Below are 15,165 nucleotides of genomic sequence, written 5' to 3'. Positions count from 1 at the left end.
TTGCCCACGTGTTACTCACCCATCCGCCGCTCACTTCCGGGAGCAAGCTTCCTTCTGTGCGCTCGACTTGCATGTATTAGGCACGCCGCCAGCGTTCGTCCTGAGCCAGGATCAAACTCTCCAAAAAATAGTGCATCGGAAACCGCAGCTTCCGTTTGTTTCTTCTTCGTTCATTCGATCCTCAGCAAAATTGAATTGACATAAGGGGTTTACCCTTTACATCACGCTTGGCTTTTGTTCAGTTTTCAAGGAACATTCAAACAGCAACTTAAACATTATACTCCCGAATGTCAGATACGTCAATCCCTCAAAAAATTTACTATTTAATGAAGCAATTGTGCCACTCGTTCATCCGGACGTCCAAAAAGACAAGAAATATAATAACACCAATTTCCAGAAAAGTCAAACAGATTCTGATCATCCTTTTTCGAGGTATCGATCAATATCTACTTTAAGACTTTCAAAGGTGTCTTCCTGTCCAAAGACAACGATATATAATTTATCATGCATTGACGAGAACGTCAACCGCCATTTAAAGATAATATTGTCCTGATTCACCAGCAAAACAAAAAAAGGCTCTGTTTCATGTCAAAAACGACATTCGAAACAGGCCTGAAAACTTCACCACTATAAGTGATCCGATCACTCAGTCACTTTCATCTTTTCTTTGTTTTCAGCTTTCTTATTCTGGCATTCAGGACAAAGCCCGTATACTTCAAGCCTGTGGCTGTTAACCGTAAAGCCTGTGACCTGTGCCGCAAGATCTTCCACTTCGTCCAGACCGGGATAAAAGAAATCCACGATTTTTCCGCAGTGAGTACAAATAATGTGATAATGCTGCTTGTTCGAGAAGTCAAACCGGCTCGACGCATCGCCATACGTCAGTTCTTTGACAAGCCCTGTCTTCTTAAAGACGCGCAGGTTATTATATACAGTGGCCACACTCATATTGGGAAACTTGTGTTCCAGAGCTTTATAAATTTCATCTGCAGTCGGATGTGATTCACAAACCACCAAGTATTCCAGAATGGCATGGCGCTGAGGTGTGATCCGAACACCTGAATCTTTAAGCATGTCAATTGCTTTATCCACTTTGTCAGTATCTACACTCACCGTCAGGCACCTCGCTTTCAATCATGGAATGGTAATCAAAATCAATTATCAAGTTAAAATGGTTATAATTATATTTTCAGTGTACCTTGTTCATGATCGTCCTGTCAATAATCAGCACTTCTCCCCCTGTATTCTTCCATGAAGCACTTTGTTTATTCCTGAACCCGTTATAATTCTGTATATCATCTGAAAAAGAGAGCCGGATACACCGGCTTTTTAAATTTCTCAATTGGGGGATTATTTTTTCCATTGGCTTTGCTCGTCTGTTGTTTTTTTCGTTCCAGAGCGACCCGTGAGCCTCCTCGCTCAGTACCTCTTGCGCCTTCCGCTCCAATCAATAGAGTGACAAGATCAACAGCGAATTTAAACAGAGCTTTTCCATTGTTACTTCTATGGTCGCATGGTTGTGAACATAACAAGAGACCGCCCCGATGATAACGTTCAATCACGGACGGTCTCCTGCCTGATACTTTATTTTGTGAGAAAAATTCAAACCAGATTATCTTTAACAAACTGATAGATTTCTTCAACATGACCGTTGACCTTTACTTTTGGCCATACCCTCGAAATTTTTCCGTCTTTTCCTATGACGAAGGTTGAACGGACAATGCCCATGTATTCTCTTCCGTAATTCTTCTTCAGCTGCCAGCTGCCATAGAGCTCGGCCACTGAGTGATCCGTATCAGCAAGAAGTGTAAAGGGCAGCTGATGCTTTTCCGTAAACTTCTGATGTTTTTCAATCGGATCCGGACTGATCCCGATCACTACGGTGTTCAGCTCCTCAAACAGGCTGTTCTGATCCCTGAAATCACAGGCTTCAGTGGTGCAGCCCGGAGTCATATCTTTCGGGTAAAAATAGAGAACGACATTCTTCCCCTGAAAATCCGAAAGCGTTACATCGCGCCCTTCAGTCGACTTCAGTGTAAAGCCGGGTGCCGCTATTCCTGCTTCAAGCATTTGCATGGTCTCCTTATACTCGTGTTATTTTATCCCTGCTATAATCAGCCGATGCTGATAGCGATTTTTCCGAACTGAGCGCCTTTTTTTAATCGCTGCAGAGCTTCCACCGCGTTTTTCAAGTCAAAGGTCTGATCAACAACAGAATGTATCTCATACTTTTCAAACAAAGCCAGCATCTTGTGAAATTCTTCAATGCTGCCCATGGTCGATCCATGGAGATTCCACTGCTTATAGAAAAACTGCCGCAGATCCAGCTGGATTTCATCCCCCGCCGACGCACCGAATGTGGCAATCGTTCCGCCCGGTTTAAGCAGGGTGAGCGAACGATTGAAAGTCGCCGCACCGACGCTTTCGATCACAACATCAACCGACTTTCCTTCAAGCGCTTCCGCCCAGTCCTGATCGTTATCAAGAACAAGATCTGCGCCCAGCTTTTTCGCCTTTTCCAGCTTCTCCTGACTCCGTGATGACACAATCGCTTTGGCTCCGGCTGCTTTCGCCATCTGCAGCATATAAGTAGCGACACCGCTGCCGATTCCGGGAATAAACACAGTCTCTCCCTTTTTTAATCCGCCCCTTGTAAATAGAGCCCGGTATCCGGTCAGTGCCGACAGAGGAAGCACGCCCGCTTCTTCCCAAGAAAGGTAGGACGGTTTTAGCGCAACCTGTTTCTCAGACACAACGATGTATTCAGCCAATGTTCCGTTATCAGGAAAACCGAGAATGTCAAAGTTATCAGGCGGCGCTGGGGATTCCTTGTCCCATCTGAGACTCGGAATAATGAGTACTTCGTCTCCGGCGTGAACGCCTGTCACACCTGCTCCAGTCTCCGTTACAACACCGGCCCCGTCTGATCCGATGACCAGCGGCCCATCACTCACTTGATGGCGTTTTTGCACGATAAAAAGATCCCGGTGGTTCAGTCCCGCCGCTTTCAGAGCAACTTTAACCTCGCCTGGGCCCGGTTCAGGGTCCGGAAAATCGGTACGGAAACGGAGTCCCTCAAAATCCGGATGCCCTTCATGAACAATCGCCTTCATAAATGATCACCTCTGCCCTCATTTTCTCAGAACTAGTCCCATAACTCAATATATACGCCATGGGATATAGATGTATTGTGATAAAATAAGAATGTACAGTAAAATAGTAGGTGATAACATGGATTTAAAAAGTATACAGCGACGCATCGAGAACGATGGATCGATTATCGGCGAGGAAGTGGCAAAGAAATCCTCGGTTCTTATTCCGCTAATTCCCGATCACGATACATGGTCGATACTGCTCGAAGTCCGCTCGGAACAGTTGCGGCGCCAACCCGGGGATGTTTGCTTTCCAGGAGGGCGCAGCGAGAAAATTGACGCCTCCCTGCGTGAAACGGCCATCCGTGAAACGTGTGAGGAACTGGGTGTCCCCAAGGAATCGATCAATGTGATCGGCAGAATGGGCACGTGCATCGCGACATCCGATTTGTTTATCTATCCTTTCGTCGGCGTGCTTGACCCTGACACACCACTTCGTCCGAACCCGGGCGAGGTTGCCGAAACCTTCACGATTCCGCTTCCCTGGCTAATGAAACAGATGCCCGAGAAATATACGCTCAGCTTCCAGCCTGATAAGAATCAGGACTTCCCGTTTGACCGGATTATCGCGGGACGCAACTATCCCTTCCGCGCCCAGAAAGTGATCGAACCCTTTTTCGATTATCAGGGGCGGACGATCTGGGGCCTGACCGCACGGATACTTGAACACTTTGTTTCTTTAATAAACCACAGGATGTTTGAATAACTCTTCCATCCCTTCAGCTTGTAAAGTTCATCCAATTAGCGGATACTGAAGCGGGTGGTAAAAATTGTACCAGCCCGGGTACCTTATTGAGGTGCCCTTTTATCTTTTAAGTTAAGGAGCGATTTTTTTCATGAACATCAAGACCTCAGAGAAACTCTATGACGAAGCTTTAGAAAATATCGTTGGCGGTGTGAACAGCCCGTCCCGTTCTTATGCCGCAGTCGGCGGCGGAGCACCCGTGTTTATGAAAAAAGGCAAGGGCGCCTATTTCTACGATGAGGACGATAACCGGTACATCGATTATCTGGCGGCTTACGGCCCGATCATCACCGGCTTCGCCCACCCGCACATTACTGAAGCAATCAAGAAGCAGGCGGAGCTTGGCGTCCTGTATGGCACGCCGACCTCACTGGAGTCGAAACTGGCCATCATGCTGAAAAAAGCCATTCCTTCGCTTGCCAAGGTCCGCTTCACAAACTCTGGTACGGAATCCGTCATGACCACGGTACGCGTGGCCCGGGCTTACACCGGCCGAAAAAAAATATTGAAATTTGCCGGCTGCTATCACGGCCATTTTGACCTCGTCCTTGTTGCCGCCGGTTCCGGCCCCTCTACACTCGGTTCACCGGATTCAGCGGGTGTCACAGAAAGCACAGCTCATGAAGTGATTACTGTTCCTTATAATAATGTTGAAACGCTGCAGCAGGCTTTTGATAAATGGGGCGATGACATCGCCGGCGTTCTCGTTGAACCGATCGTCGGAAACTTTGGCATGGTGATGCCTCAGCCGGGATTCCTTGAAGCGATCAACCGAATCGCCCATAAAGCAGGCTCTGTCGTGATCTACGATGAAGTCATCACCGCGTTCCGCTTTATGTACGGTGGTGCGCAGAATTATCTTGGCGTCACACCTGATCTGACGGCTATGGGGAAAATTATCGGCGGCGGTCTCCCGATCGGCGCTTACGGCGGAAAAAAAGAAATTATGGACGAAGTTGCACCGCTTGGACCGGCATACCAGGCCGGAACGATGGCCGGTAACCCGCTGTCAATGGCGAGCGGCATTGCCTGCCTGGAAGTTCTTCAGACACCAGGCATCTACGAAGAAATGGATCGCCTCGGCAAGAAACTGGAAGACGGAATTTTCACGATCAATGAAAAATACAACCTTCCGATTGCGATTAATCGGATCGTCGGTGCCATGACCCTGTATTTCTCTGATCATGAAGTGACAAACTATGATGAAGCAAAGAATACGGACACCGAGATGTTCGGCCGCTTCTTCAAGCTGATGCTGGAGAAAGGCGTCAACCTGGCTCCTTCCAAATATGAAGCTTGGTTCCTGACTACTGAACATACGGAAAAAGATATCGATGATACGCTTGATGCCGTAGATTACGCCTTATCGGAACTGGCTAAATAAACAGCCGGACAAAGTGATCAATATTTCTAGGGGACGGCACTTACCGCCCCCTCTTTTTTATATTTAGCCCGAATGGGAAGGAGCAGTCCAATTATGCGCCTAGGTGCGAGAAGTCTGAAAACCGGAATTGCCGTAGCCATTTCGCTGATCATCGCCGCTTTTTTCAATCTGGTGCCGCCGATTATGGCTGGTGTCGCCGCTGCCGTAACGACACAGCCTTCAGTCCGGAGATCATACCGTACAATGGTCCAGAACATTTATGGCAATCTGATCGGGGCTGCTATAGCCATCCTTTTTGTGATTTCATTTGGTGCAAACCCGATCGTTGTCGGACTTGCCGTCGTCATTGTGATCGTCATCCATCTGAAGTTCCGCCTTTATGACACAGTCACTCTGTCTATGGTGACTGTAATCTTTATCATGTCTAGCGGAGAAAGCAACATCTCTTTGTTCATTATTGATGCCGCGAAACGATTTGTGCTCGTTTTTATCGGAGTCGGTTCGGCGACTCTGGTCAACACACTGATCCTTCCACCCAGATATGATGACGATTTATATGAAGGTATTGTCAGCCAGACCACTGAGCTCTTTAAGTGGATCCGGCTCCTAGGTGAAGGCGCATCGGACAATACGAAGATCAAAAGCGAGCGCGCGGCATTTGATGTGAAGAAGCTGAAAATCGCAAATTATTACCACTGGTACAAGGAAGAGCGAGTCTATTCAAGGAAGCTGCGTGTCGTCAAACTGCGCCGTGTCGTGATTTTCAGAGAAATGATCGCCACAACCGGGCTCCTGCACCGTATTCTCGATGAAATGGACCGCAACGAGAACGCCTACCGTCTGATGCCTTCGGATTTCAAAAAAAACCTGAAGGAGCAGTTGTATGCGTTGGTCGCTTATCATGAACGTGTACTTCTGAAGTTCGACGGAAAAATCAGGAAAAAGCGGCACGAAGAGCAGGCCAAAAAGGACTTCCGCTACAAAACAGAACTGGCGGCCGCATTCACAGCTTACTTCGAAACGAACGGGACGGATGACTTGCTGGATCTCTTCCCGCTGATCGCCTCCGTCATCGATTACAGCCGGCACATCGAACATCTGGATATGCTGGTCGGAAGTTTTCAAACGTATCATAAGAAAGAAAATCGGATGAAGGTCAACCAGGACTGGTTCGACTAATACCGCAGTAGTGATCTGTGTCGGACAGGTTTCCCCTGTCCGATTTTGATTACGCCTTAAGCCTTATCACAAAATACAGCTCCGGCTCATTATTCAGGCGGAGCATTTTTTATATGATTGAATCAAGGAAAGGGGGACATCAAAGTGAAAAAATTTCTACTTATCGTTGCCGGAGCTATCTGCCTCATCGTCCTGCTCTCACACATCGGATTTATGATCGGTCTGCTGGTCAGCCTGGCCATCCTCTGGTTCGCTTTCAGGAGGTTTTTCCGTTCGGATTCTGCAGGAGGCAAAGTACTCTGGGCCATCATCGGTGTGATCGCGATTGGCTTCTCACTTGGAAATCTTCCGGCGATCATCGGCATCGTCGCACTCGTCGCACTTTATTACGTGTACAAGGCTTGGAACAGCCGCAAGACGGCTAAACCTGACCCGGAAGACCCGTTTGACAACTTTGACAAGCAATGGAAAGAAATGATGTAACAGAACCTGATTTCAAACTGCAAAGGAGCGAAAAAAAATGAGCCACCTATTTACTCGTCTGAAAGATTCCATTTCGTCGGATATCAATGAACTTCTGGATCAGAAGGAACAAAAAAATCCAATTGCTATGCTGAACCAGCATCTGCGTCTCTGTGAAAAAGAGGTAAAGCGCGTGCGCGAACTGATTGATCGCCAGTACTTACTTAAAGATACATTTGTCAGAGAGTACCACGAGGCTTCCGAAATGGCTGAAAAGCGCCTGAGACAGGCGGAGATCGCCGAGCGTGCCGGAGAGTCTGAGCTGCATGAGTTTGCGCTTAAGGAGCAGGAAGATTACGCGCAGAAAGCCGCGCGCCTTAAAACTTCCTACGACAGTACAGTCAAGCAACTGGATCAGATGGAACAGAAATATGCGGAAATGAAACGCAAACTGAAAGACATGTATCTCAAGCGGATGGAATTGATGAGCCGTGAAAACATTGCAAACGCAAACAGCCGTATGGACCGTGTCGTCCATCCCGGCCAGGCGTTCGGACAATCCTTCTCTAAATTTGAGGAAAGTGAAATGTACCTTGAACGACTAGAACAGAAGGTAAACGCGGACTACCACCACAACACAATCGACGCGCGAATCAGGCAGCTTGAACGCGAACTGGAGAAAAAGAACGCGCAGGCCTGAACCATTTGAGTGTGGCAAGCCTGCAATCGGGATGATAGAATGGAAAAAGGCGTGAACCGCGCCTTTTTCTGCTGTACATAGAATACTTTGTGAAGGGCAGGTGAACCCTCATGTTTGGCTTATTCAAATCAGACAAATACAGCTTTATGCTCCTTGCCGGGCTTTTTCTGATTGTCATTCAGACCTTGTTCGACGGGTGGGGGTTCCTCTTCCCAATGGTTTTATTCGGTGCCATGGTTTACTACGGAAGAAAAAAACGCGCGTTGGGGAAAGGGAAGGTCCTTTTCTGGATCGGCGTGGTCGGGCTCGCTTTTACCATTTTTAATTTAATGGCTTTTAAGCTGGTGATTCTCGGACTATTTATCCTCCTCGTCATCGAGTTTATACGCACCAGGCGCCATCCAAGGCGTTTGGCACCCGATTTCGGAGACCAGTCCGTCGATGAAGACAGTATCGTTTCTCTTCCGATTCTCTTAAAAAATAAATGGTTCGGCAATCAGGAGACACCTGACCAGGATTATGAGTGGCAGGATATCAATATTCAGACCGGCGCGGGCGACACGCTGATCGACCTCAGCCATACGATCCTTCCGAAAAAGGAATCGGTGATTCTGATCCGCCACCTCGCTGGGAGAGTGCGTATTCTCGTCCCCTACGGTGTTGAGGCCTCGCTCAGATTTTCTGTCGTTTTCGGCCAGGCCGAGTTTTTTGAGCATAAAGAAACAAGGCTGATTAACACCTCCGTCGCCTTCCGGACAGACGGATACGAAGCCGCGGAACAAAAGGTGAACATCGTCGTTTCCGCAGTAACCGGAAATCTGGAGGTGCGGCGCGTATGACAGCCATTAAGCGTCAGATGATCACCGGCATCATTTTCACGGCAGGCTTCCTGATTATATTTTCAATACTCTTCTTCGCCACTTTTCCGATTCATGACTGGTCCCTCCTTTGGACACGGCAGATCTGGCACCTTCCCTTTGTCTTTATCGTGCCAATTCTCTCGCTCTTTCTCGGCCCCGCGGCGGGTTTTTTCTCCGGCATCTACTGGCGCGGCGTGCTCCGTTCCATCGATGATTCGCTGACCGGGCTGGCACCGGACAAGCCGGGCGTTAAAGCGGACGCTGTCCGCCTCGAGGAGGCCCAGAGCATTCTGAGACATCTGGAGAAACTAAGCGGCCAAATGGCGGAACAGACCCAGCTCGCTCAGAAAATGGCCAGTGAAAAGTCGGAGATTGAGGAGAAAGCGATCCAGAAAATCGTTTCTGAAGAGCGGAACCGCCTCGCGCGCGAGCTGCATGATTCGGTTAGCCAACAGCTTTTCGCCGCGTCCATGCTGATGTCGACGATCAATGAATTGCGTCCGCCGTCGAGCGATACGGAAACACGGCAACTCAAGCTGGTGGAACAGACGATCCACCAGTCGCAGCTTGAGATGCGTGCCCTTTTCCTTCATCTGAGGCCTGTCCAGCTCCACGGGAAACAGCTCAGGGAAGGCATCGAGCAGCTGCTTAATGAACTTCGTCAGAAGGTACCGATGACCATCAATTCGACCATAGAGCAGGTGAGCATGGACAAGGGGATTGAGGACCAGATTTTCCGCATTCTTCAGGAGTCCGTATCCAACACACTGCGCCATGCCAAGGCGGAGACACTTGATGTGATGCTGATACGGCGGGAAAATATGGCGATCATGCGCATCACCGATGACGGCGTAGGCTTTCAGCCGGATACAGCAAAACCCGGCTCTTACGGCCTGCAGAACATACGAGAACGCGCCGCACAGATCGGCGGACAATTAAAGCTTGTCAGTGTCCCCGGAAGAGGGACAAGTCTTGAAGTTAAGGTTCCAATACTCGAGGGGGATGAAAACAATGATTAAGGTTGTTTTTGTGGACGATCATGAGATGGTGCGTATCGGCGTTTCCGCCTATCTGTCGGCTCAGCCCGATATTGAAGTAGTCGGCGAGGCAGCTAATGGGAAAGACGGTGTCGCTCTCGTTCTGAAACTGAGGCCGGATATTGTTTTAATGGATCTGGTGATGGAACAGATGGACGGCATTGAGGCAACGAAAAAGATCATCGAACAATGGCCGGAAGCAAAAATAATTATTGTGACCAGCTTTCTCGATGATGATAAAGTGTATCCGGCGATTGAAGCCGGTGCGACCAGCTATCTTCTGAAAACCTCCAAAGCAGGCGAAATTGCCAAAGCTATCCGCGCGACCTACAACGGCCAGTCCGTGCTCGAGCCGGAAGTAACGGAAAAAGTGATGTCCCGGATGAAAAGCGGCCGGTCCAAAGCGCCGCACGAGGAACTGACAAAGCGCGAAATGGAAGTTTTGCTGCTCATGGCAGAGGGAAAAAGCAATCAAGAAATCGCTGATGAACTGTTTATCGCGCTCAAAACGGTCAAGGTCCATGTCAGCAATATTTTAAGCAAACTCGCCGTCCAGGACCGGACACAGGCCGTCATTTACGCCTTCCAGCACGACCTATGTAAATAAGTAGATATAGCTCTGTTCCGGCCCACGCGGTCGGTTTTTGTTTCATAACCTTTTTTCATATTTCTAAACGATTTTTAGTAAAACACGGACTTCGTGGCGAAGAAAGTACCTGTAGTTCGTAATACTTGGATATGATTCGAGGCAACATTTGCCGGATTAGAGCAATCTTTCATGAGTTAGGAGCAACTTTTCGCCCGTTGGGAGCAACTTTTCATCAGTTAGGAGCGACTTTTCATCAGTTAGGAGCGACTTTTCATCAGTTAGGAGCGACTTTTCATCAGTTAGGAGCGACTTTTCATCAGTTAGGAGCGACTTTTCATCAGTTAGGAGCGCAAAAAAACCGCCGAACCAAATTGGTTCGACGGTTTTTTCAATGAAAGTGCTAAATTATTTAATATTTACAGCGTCAAAAGGTTCTGTTCCGGTCGGGCTTGGTTTGTATCCTGTGATGGTGCTCTTACCAACAAGTACAGGGTTTGCGTAAACCAGCGGAACCCAAGGAGCGTCATTGTGCAGGATCACCTGTGCCTGATCGTACAGAGCAACACGTTTTGCGTCGCTTGTTTCCGACTGTGCGGCAATCAGGATGTTGTGCAGCTGATTGTTCGAATAGAACGAGAAGTTATTGGATCCGATCGCATCTTTATCAAGCAGCGTGTACAGGAAGTTGTCAGGGTCACCATTGTCACCCGTCCAGCCCATAATGTACATTGGAGCGCCGCCCTTTGTCAGCTTGTCAATGTAAGACGACCATTCAACCGTGACGATTTTGACTTTCACGCCGATTTTTCCGAATGTCGACTGGATCGACTGAGCCACGTTCATTGGCTCAGGGATATAGTCACGTGGATTTGACATCGTGTAGAGCGTTGTCGTGAATCCGTTAGGGAATCCGGCCTGTGCCAGCAATTTCTTCGCTTGTGTCAGATCATATGGATACGGTTTGATGCTCTTGTCATATCCGAGAAGGCTCGGCGGCATCGGGTTAACGGCCGGCTGTGCCTGTCCGTTATAGAAGGCCTTGATAATGCCGCTCTTGTCGACAGCCATGTTCAAAGCCTGACGAACCTTCACATTATTGAATGGCTTCATCGTTACATTAAAGCCCAAATAAGCAATGTTCATCGGCGGACGAGTGTAAACCTGCAGCTGATTGTTGCCCTTTAATCCTGCAACATCACTTGGGTTGACACCATCCATCAAATCAATTTCGCCGTTTTTCAGAGCGTTAAGACGGGAACTGTTATCCGGAATGACTTTGAAAATCAGAGTGCTGATTTTTGGAAGTCCTTTCTTCCAGTAGTTCTTGTTCTTTGTAAGAGTAATTGTGTCATTTCTCTTCCAAGATTTAAAGGAATAAGCGCCTGTGCCGACAGCTGCAGTTACGCCATAATTCTTGCCATATTTCTTGATGGCGGCTGGGCTTGAGATTGCGAACGGCGACATGGCCAGGTTCTTCAGGAATGGAGCGGACGGTCTCTTCAGAGTGAAGACAACGGTGTTCGCGTTCGGAGCAGTAACACTCTGGATAACAAGACCGGCGTCACCTTTATACCCGCCGAACATCGATGGGAAATAAGCGAATTTGCCGGAAGCCTTGCCATTCATCCAGCGATCAAAGTTATAAACAACCGCCTGGGCATTGAATGGAGTGCCGTCCTGGAACTTGATGCCATTCTGAAGGTTAAACGTATAAACTTTGCCACCGTTTGTGATTTTCCAGCTGGTAGCAAGGCTTGGCAGAATGCTTGTGCTTTGCTTGCTGTAATCATAAGAGACGAGTGTGTCAAAAATGTTCTGAGTGACACGGAATGATTCGCCATCGGTAACCACTGCAGGGTCAAGCGAAGTGGTATCTGCTCCACGTCCGAAAATCAATGTTTTTCCCGCACTTGAGGAAGAACTGCCGGAGCCGCCGGATGAGCATCCGGCAAGAATCATGGCCAGAGCCATGAAAACAGAAAGTATTAACGTTACAGACTTTCTTGTCATTGTGATCCCCCAATTTCTATGTTTATAAAATTCTTAACCATTGTACCTCATTCAAAACGATAGGACAAACAACTTTTATCCAATTTTCCAAATTTAATGAAAGAAGTTCTGACAATATATGTCAGTTTTTCATGCGAGGGTCCAATGCATCACGCAAACCGTCGCCCATTAAATTAAACCCGACTACTACAAGAACAATGGCCAGACCGGGGAATAGAACCGTCCACGGCGCATTGGTGATGTACTGTCTGGAAGCGGAAAGCATCGTTCCCCATTCAGGCTGCGGCGGCTGCGCCCCCATACCAAGGAAGCCGAGACCTGCGGCATCAAGAATCGCCGTCGCGATATTCAACGTTCCCTGAACAATGACCGGGGCAAAGCTGTTCGGCAGAATATGATTGAAGATAATCCGAGTGTTGCCCATGCCAATGGAACGAGCCGCAACGATATATTCTTCTTCCTTGACTGTGAGAACTCTGGAACGAACCAGCCTGCCGAACACGGGCACGTTGACAATGGCGATGGCAACAAGTGCGTTATTCAGAGAAGGTCCAAGCACTGAGACAATGGCAATTGAGAGCAGGATGCTCGGAAATGCCAGCAGAATATCAAAAAAGCGCGATATGACTGTATCGATGAATTTTCCGAAATATCCGGCAATCACGCCTAGAAGTGTTCCGAAAATAATCGATCCGATGACGGCAAGAAATCCGACGCGAAGCGACAGCTGGGCACCAAAGACAATTCTGCTGAAAATATCTCTCCCAAAATCGTCAGTGCCAAGCCAGTGCTGTGCAGACGGCGGTTCAAGCCGTATGTTGATGTTTTGGTCGTTAATCCCCTGAGGAGCTATGAATCTGGCGAATACAGCAAGAACGATGAAGAATAGAACGATACCCGCTCCGACAATTGCCGGCTTGTTCTTGCGGAAAGCCCTCCAGAAATCTGTCAGGGCGCTGGCCAGAGGGCCTTTCTCTTTCACCAGATCCTTCGCTGCGCCATTCTGTACGGATTGAGACATCTTCTTACCCTTCTTTCATCAACGGTATTTAATTCGAGGGTCAAAAAGACCGTAGAGCAAATCAGTGATAAAGTTAACCATCACAAAGATAAAGGAAATGACCAGAATACCGGATTGGATCACCGGGTAATCCCGGTACTGAATGGCATTATAAACATATAAGCCGATGCCAGGCCATCCGAAAATCGTTTCTGTCAGAATGGCACCGCCAAGCAGCAGGCCGGTCTGGAGGCCGATGACCGTCAGAATAGGGATAAAGGCATTTTTTAGCGCATATTTATAAACAATCCAGAACATGTGCTCTCCCTTTGCTTTTGCCGTCCTGATATAATCGGACTTCAGAACTTCAAGCATGCTGGACCGGGTCATGCGGGCGATGATCGCCGTCGGAATGGTTGCAAGCGCGATCGCCGGGAGAATCAGGTGGCGAACGACCATCCAGAACTGCGCAAACTGTCCTTCCAGCAAAGTATCAATCAAATAAAGGTTTGTAATCGGCTGCACAGTGGTGATGATATCCGTACGTCCAATTGAAGGGAGCCAGTTTAATTTCACAGAAAAAGCCCACTGTTCAAGAAGGCCGAGCCAGAAGATTGGCATGGAAACACCAATCAGGGCGATGATCATAGCCGCATAATCGAAAACGGAATTCTGCTTCCATGCGCTGATAATTCCGGCGTTGATTCCGACCACGACCGCTATGACCATTGCGACAAAGGACAGCTCAATCGTCGCGGCCAGATGCGGCCAGATTTCACTTGCGATCGACGTATTATCCTGGATCGACGTCCCCAGGTGGCCACTGAGAATATTTTTTAAATATGTAAAATACTGAACGTACAGAGGCTGGTCCAGGCCAAGAGACTGATTCAGATTGTGAATGGCCTCAGGTGTCGCCTTTGTGCCCAGAATAGTCAGGGCAGGATTGCCTGGTATGGCATGAATAATTGCGAAAACAATTATTGTCATTCCGAGGAGCACTGGCACAAGCATCAGCAAACGTTTGACAGAGTATGACAGCATTGCATTTCACTCCTTTCGTATCAGTCATATAGGTGGCAGGAAACCAGTCTCCCGTCTTCCATTTCTTTCATTACCGGTTTTTCTTTGGAACAAATATCCATAGCCACAGGGCAGCGGTCATGAAACGCGCAGCCCGCTGGCGGATGCGCCGGGCTCGGAACGTCTCCGGACAAAATAATCCGATCCGCTGTTTTATCGGGATCAGGTATCGGCACAGCAGAAAGCAGAGCTTTCGTGTAAGGATGCTTCGGGTTGTCGTACAGGCTTTCGCTATCCGAAATTTCAACAATCTTACCAAGATACATAACACCGACGCGATTGCTGATATGCCGAACGACGCTTAAGTCATGAGCGATAAAAATATAAGTCAGATTAAATTTTTTCTGGAGATCCTGGAGCAGGTTCAGCACTTGTGACTGGACCGAAACGTCAAGGGCGGACACGGGTTCATCGGCAATGATCAGTTTCGGGCGGACGGCAAGCGCTCGCGCGATGCCGATACGCTGCCTTTGCCCGCCGCTGAACTGATGCGGATACCGTTTGGCATGGTAGGCGCTGAGGCCAACCAGTTCGAGCAGTTCCTCGACACGCTCCCTGCGCTCTTTTCGGTCGCCCAGTCCATGAACAATCATTGGTTCTTCTATGATGCTGCCGACCGTCTGGCGCGGATTCAATGAAGCATAGGGATCCTGAAAAATCATCTGGACATCTTTTCTGACCTTACGCATCTCACTCTTTGAAATATTAAGAATGTCTTTTCCTTCAAACTGAATGCTGCCCTCAGTCGGTTCGATCAACCGCATGATCATACGGCCGGTCGTTGATTTGCCGCAGCCCGATTCCCCGACGATGCCGAGTGTCTCACCTTCATTCACGGTAAAACTGACACCGTCAACGGCCCGTACGGTTTCTGAAACTTTTCCGAAAATCCCACCCTTAATCGGGTAGTATTTTTTTAGGTTCTCCACTTTCAAAAGCGGCTCACTCATGGTCGGAACTCCTT

Annotated in this window: 16 protein-coding genes and 1 rRNA gene; 8 read left to right on the top strand and 9 right to left on the bottom strand. The window is 48.4% G+C overall.

Features of this window, described 5'->3' with window-relative positions:
* The 5 genes from E4665_RS15525 to E4665_RS15505 form a co-directional block, all read right to left on the bottom strand.
* Positions 1 to 127: ribosomal RNA gene (locus E4665_RS15525) — 16S ribosomal RNA — on the bottom strand; the annotation flags it as partial.
* A 515-nt stretch (positions 128 to 642) separates the two neighbouring features.
* Positions 643 to 1,074, bottom strand: a complete 432-nt coding sequence (gene perR / locus E4665_RS15520) for a peroxide-responsive transcriptional repressor PerR (protein WP_135349716.1) — start codon at positions 1,072 to 1,074, stop codon at positions 643 to 645.
* 221 nt (positions 1,075 to 1,295) lie between these two features.
* On the bottom strand, positions 1,296 to 1,562 hold the full coding sequence (locus E4665_RS15515) for a hypothetical protein (protein WP_135349712.1): 267 nt from the start codon (positions 1,560 to 1,562) through the stop codon (positions 1,296 to 1,298).
* 40 nt (positions 1,563 to 1,602) lie between these two features.
* A complete protein-coding gene (gene bcp, locus E4665_RS15510) occupies positions 1,603 to 2,070 on the bottom strand; it encodes a thioredoxin-dependent thiol peroxidase (RefSeq protein WP_135349711.1) in 468 nt (155 codons plus the stop codon).
* Between the two features lie 44 nt (positions 2,071 to 2,114).
* A complete protein-coding gene (locus E4665_RS15505; RefSeq protein ID WP_135349710.1) occupies positions 2,115 to 3,113 on the bottom strand; it encodes a zinc-binding dehydrogenase in 999 nt (332 codons plus the stop codon).
* Between the two features lie 118 nt (positions 3,114 to 3,231).
* Between E4665_RS15505 and E4665_RS15500 the strand changes: the two genes are divergently transcribed.
* The 8 genes from E4665_RS15500 (at position 3,232) to E4665_RS15465 (ending at position 10,126) form a co-directional block, all read left to right on the top strand.
* A complete protein-coding gene (locus tag E4665_RS15500) occupies positions 3,232 to 3,858 on the top strand; it encodes an NUDIX hydrolase (protein ID WP_135349709.1) in 627 nt (208 codons plus the stop codon).
* 130 nt (positions 3,859 to 3,988) lie between these two features.
* Positions 3,989 to 5,281: a glutamate-1-semialdehyde 2,1-aminomutase gene (locus tag E4665_RS15495; RefSeq protein ID WP_135349708.1), complete on the top strand. Its 1,293-nt coding sequence runs from the start codon at positions 3,989 to 3,991 to the stop codon at positions 5,279 to 5,281.
* Between the two features lie 93 nt (positions 5,282 to 5,374).
* On the top strand, positions 5,375 to 6,460 hold the full coding sequence (locus tag E4665_RS15490) for an FUSC family protein (protein ID WP_167815223.1): 1,086 nt from the start codon (positions 5,375 to 5,377) through the stop codon (positions 6,458 to 6,460).
* A 144-nt stretch (positions 6,461 to 6,604) separates the two neighbouring features.
* The gene (locus E4665_RS15485; RefSeq protein ID WP_135349706.1) at positions 6,605 to 6,943 is read left to right on the top strand and encodes a lmo0954 family membrane protein; all 339 of its coding nucleotides are present in this window, start codon (positions 6,605 to 6,607) and stop codon (positions 6,941 to 6,943) included.
* A 37-nt stretch (positions 6,944 to 6,980) separates the two neighbouring features.
* Complete coding sequence (locus tag E4665_RS15480) at positions 6,981 to 7,622, top strand: PspA/IM30 family protein (RefSeq protein ID WP_135349705.1); 642 nt, start codon at positions 6,981 to 6,983, stop codon at positions 7,620 to 7,622.
* A gap of 110 nt (positions 7,623 to 7,732) precedes the next feature.
* Positions 7,733 to 8,461 carry a cell wall-active antibiotics response protein LiaF gene (gene liaF, locus E4665_RS15475; protein WP_135349704.1) on the top strand — a complete coding sequence of 243 codons (729 nt, stop codon included), beginning with the start codon at positions 7,733 to 7,735 and terminating at the stop codon, positions 8,459 to 8,461.
* Positions 8,458 to 9,501, top strand: coding sequence for a sensor histidine kinase (locus tag E4665_RS15470; protein ID WP_135349703.1), 1,044 nt, complete (start codon positions 8,458 to 8,460; stop codon positions 9,499 to 9,501). Before liaF ends, E4665_RS15470 begins: the two co-directional genes overlap by 4 nt.
* Positions 9,494 to 10,126 carry a response regulator transcription factor gene (locus tag E4665_RS15465; protein WP_135349702.1) on the top strand — a complete coding sequence of 211 codons (633 nt, stop codon included), beginning with the start codon at positions 9,494 to 9,496 and terminating at the stop codon, positions 10,124 to 10,126. The genes E4665_RS15470 and E4665_RS15465 overlap by 8 nt, the downstream gene beginning before the upstream one ends.
* 387 nt (positions 10,127 to 10,513) lie before the next feature.
* On the opposite strand, the gene E4665_RS15460 is transcribed toward E4665_RS15465, so the two are convergent.
* From E4665_RS15460 to E4665_RS15445, 4 genes are all read right to left on the bottom strand, one after another.
* A complete protein-coding gene (locus E4665_RS15460) occupies positions 10,514 to 12,118 on the bottom strand; it encodes an ABC transporter substrate-binding protein (RefSeq protein WP_135349701.1) in 1,605 nt (534 codons plus the stop codon).
* 121 nt (positions 12,119 to 12,239) lie between these two features.
* Positions 12,240 to 13,139 (bottom strand): ABC transporter permease, encoded by a 900-nt coding sequence (locus E4665_RS15455; RefSeq protein ID WP_135349700.1) that lies wholly within the window; start codon positions 13,137 to 13,139, stop codon positions 12,240 to 12,242.
* Positions 13,140 to 13,157: 18 nt separating this feature from the next.
* On the bottom strand, positions 13,158 to 14,162 hold the full coding sequence (locus E4665_RS15450) for an ABC transporter permease (RefSeq protein WP_135349699.1): 1,005 nt from the start codon (positions 14,160 to 14,162) through the stop codon (positions 13,158 to 13,160).
* A 20-nt stretch (positions 14,163 to 14,182) separates the two neighbouring features.
* The gene (locus E4665_RS15445) at positions 14,183 to 15,151 is read right to left on the bottom strand and encodes an ABC transporter ATP-binding protein (RefSeq protein ID WP_135349698.1); all 969 of its coding nucleotides are present in this window, start codon (positions 15,149 to 15,151) and stop codon (positions 14,183 to 14,185) included.
* Positions 15,152 to 15,165: the final 14 nt, after the last annotated feature.

The sequence above is a fragment of the Sporolactobacillus shoreae genome (assembly GCF_004684935.1).
GTDB classification, from domain to species: Bacteria; Bacillota; Bacilli; order Bacillales; family Sporolactobacillaceae; genus Sporolactobacillus; species Sporolactobacillus shoreae.
Note: the sequence above shows the minus strand (reverse complement) of the source record. Positions and strands in the feature narration are given on the sequence as shown.

Coding starts and splice junctions, on each gene's coding strand:
- perR (WP_135349716.1), bottom strand. CDS start 1,074: ATGCTTAAAGATTCAGGTGTTCGGATCACACCTCAGCGCCATGCCATT.
- bcp (WP_135349711.1), bottom strand. CDS start 2,070: ATGCTTGAAGCAGGAATAGCGGCACCCGGCTTTACACTGAAGTCGACT.
- E4665_RS15505 (WP_135349710.1), bottom strand. CDS start 3,113: ATGAAGGCGATTGTTCATGAAGGGCATCCGGATTTTGAGGGACTCCGT.
- E4665_RS15500 (WP_135349709.1), top strand. CDS start 3,232: ATGGATTTAAAAAGTATACAGCGACGCATCGAGAACGATGGATCGATT.
- E4665_RS15495 (WP_135349708.1), top strand. CDS start 3,989: ATGAACATCAAGACCTCAGAGAAACTCTATGACGAAGCTTTAGAAAAT.
- E4665_RS15490 (WP_167815223.1), top strand. CDS start 5,375: ATGCGCCTAGGTGCGAGAAGTCTGAAAACCGGAATTGCCGTAGCCATT.
- E4665_RS15480 (WP_135349705.1), top strand. CDS start 6,981: ATGAGCCACCTATTTACTCGTCTGAAAGATTCCATTTCGTCGGATATC.
- liaF (WP_135349704.1), top strand. CDS start 7,733: ATGTTTGGCTTATTCAAATCAGACAAATACAGCTTTATGCTCCTTGCC.
- E4665_RS15470 (WP_135349703.1), top strand. CDS start 8,458: ATGACAGCCATTAAGCGTCAGATGATCACCGGCATCATTTTCACGGCA.
- E4665_RS15465 (WP_135349702.1), top strand. CDS start 9,494: ATGATTAAGGTTGTTTTTGTGGACGATCATGAGATGGTGCGTATCGGC.
- E4665_RS15460 (WP_135349701.1), bottom strand. CDS start 12,118: ATGACAAGAAAGTCTGTAACGTTAATACTTTCTGTTTTCATGGCTCTG.
- E4665_RS15455 (WP_135349700.1), bottom strand. CDS start 13,139: ATGTCTCAATCCGTACAGAATGGCGCAGCGAAGGATCTGGTGAAAGAG.
- E4665_RS15450 (WP_135349699.1), bottom strand. CDS start 14,162: ATGCTGTCATACTCTGTCAAACGTTTGCTGATGCTTGTGCCAGTGCTC.
- E4665_RS15445 (WP_135349698.1), bottom strand. CDS start 15,151: ATGAGTGAGCCGCTTTTGAAAGTGGAGAACCTAAAAAAATACTACCCG.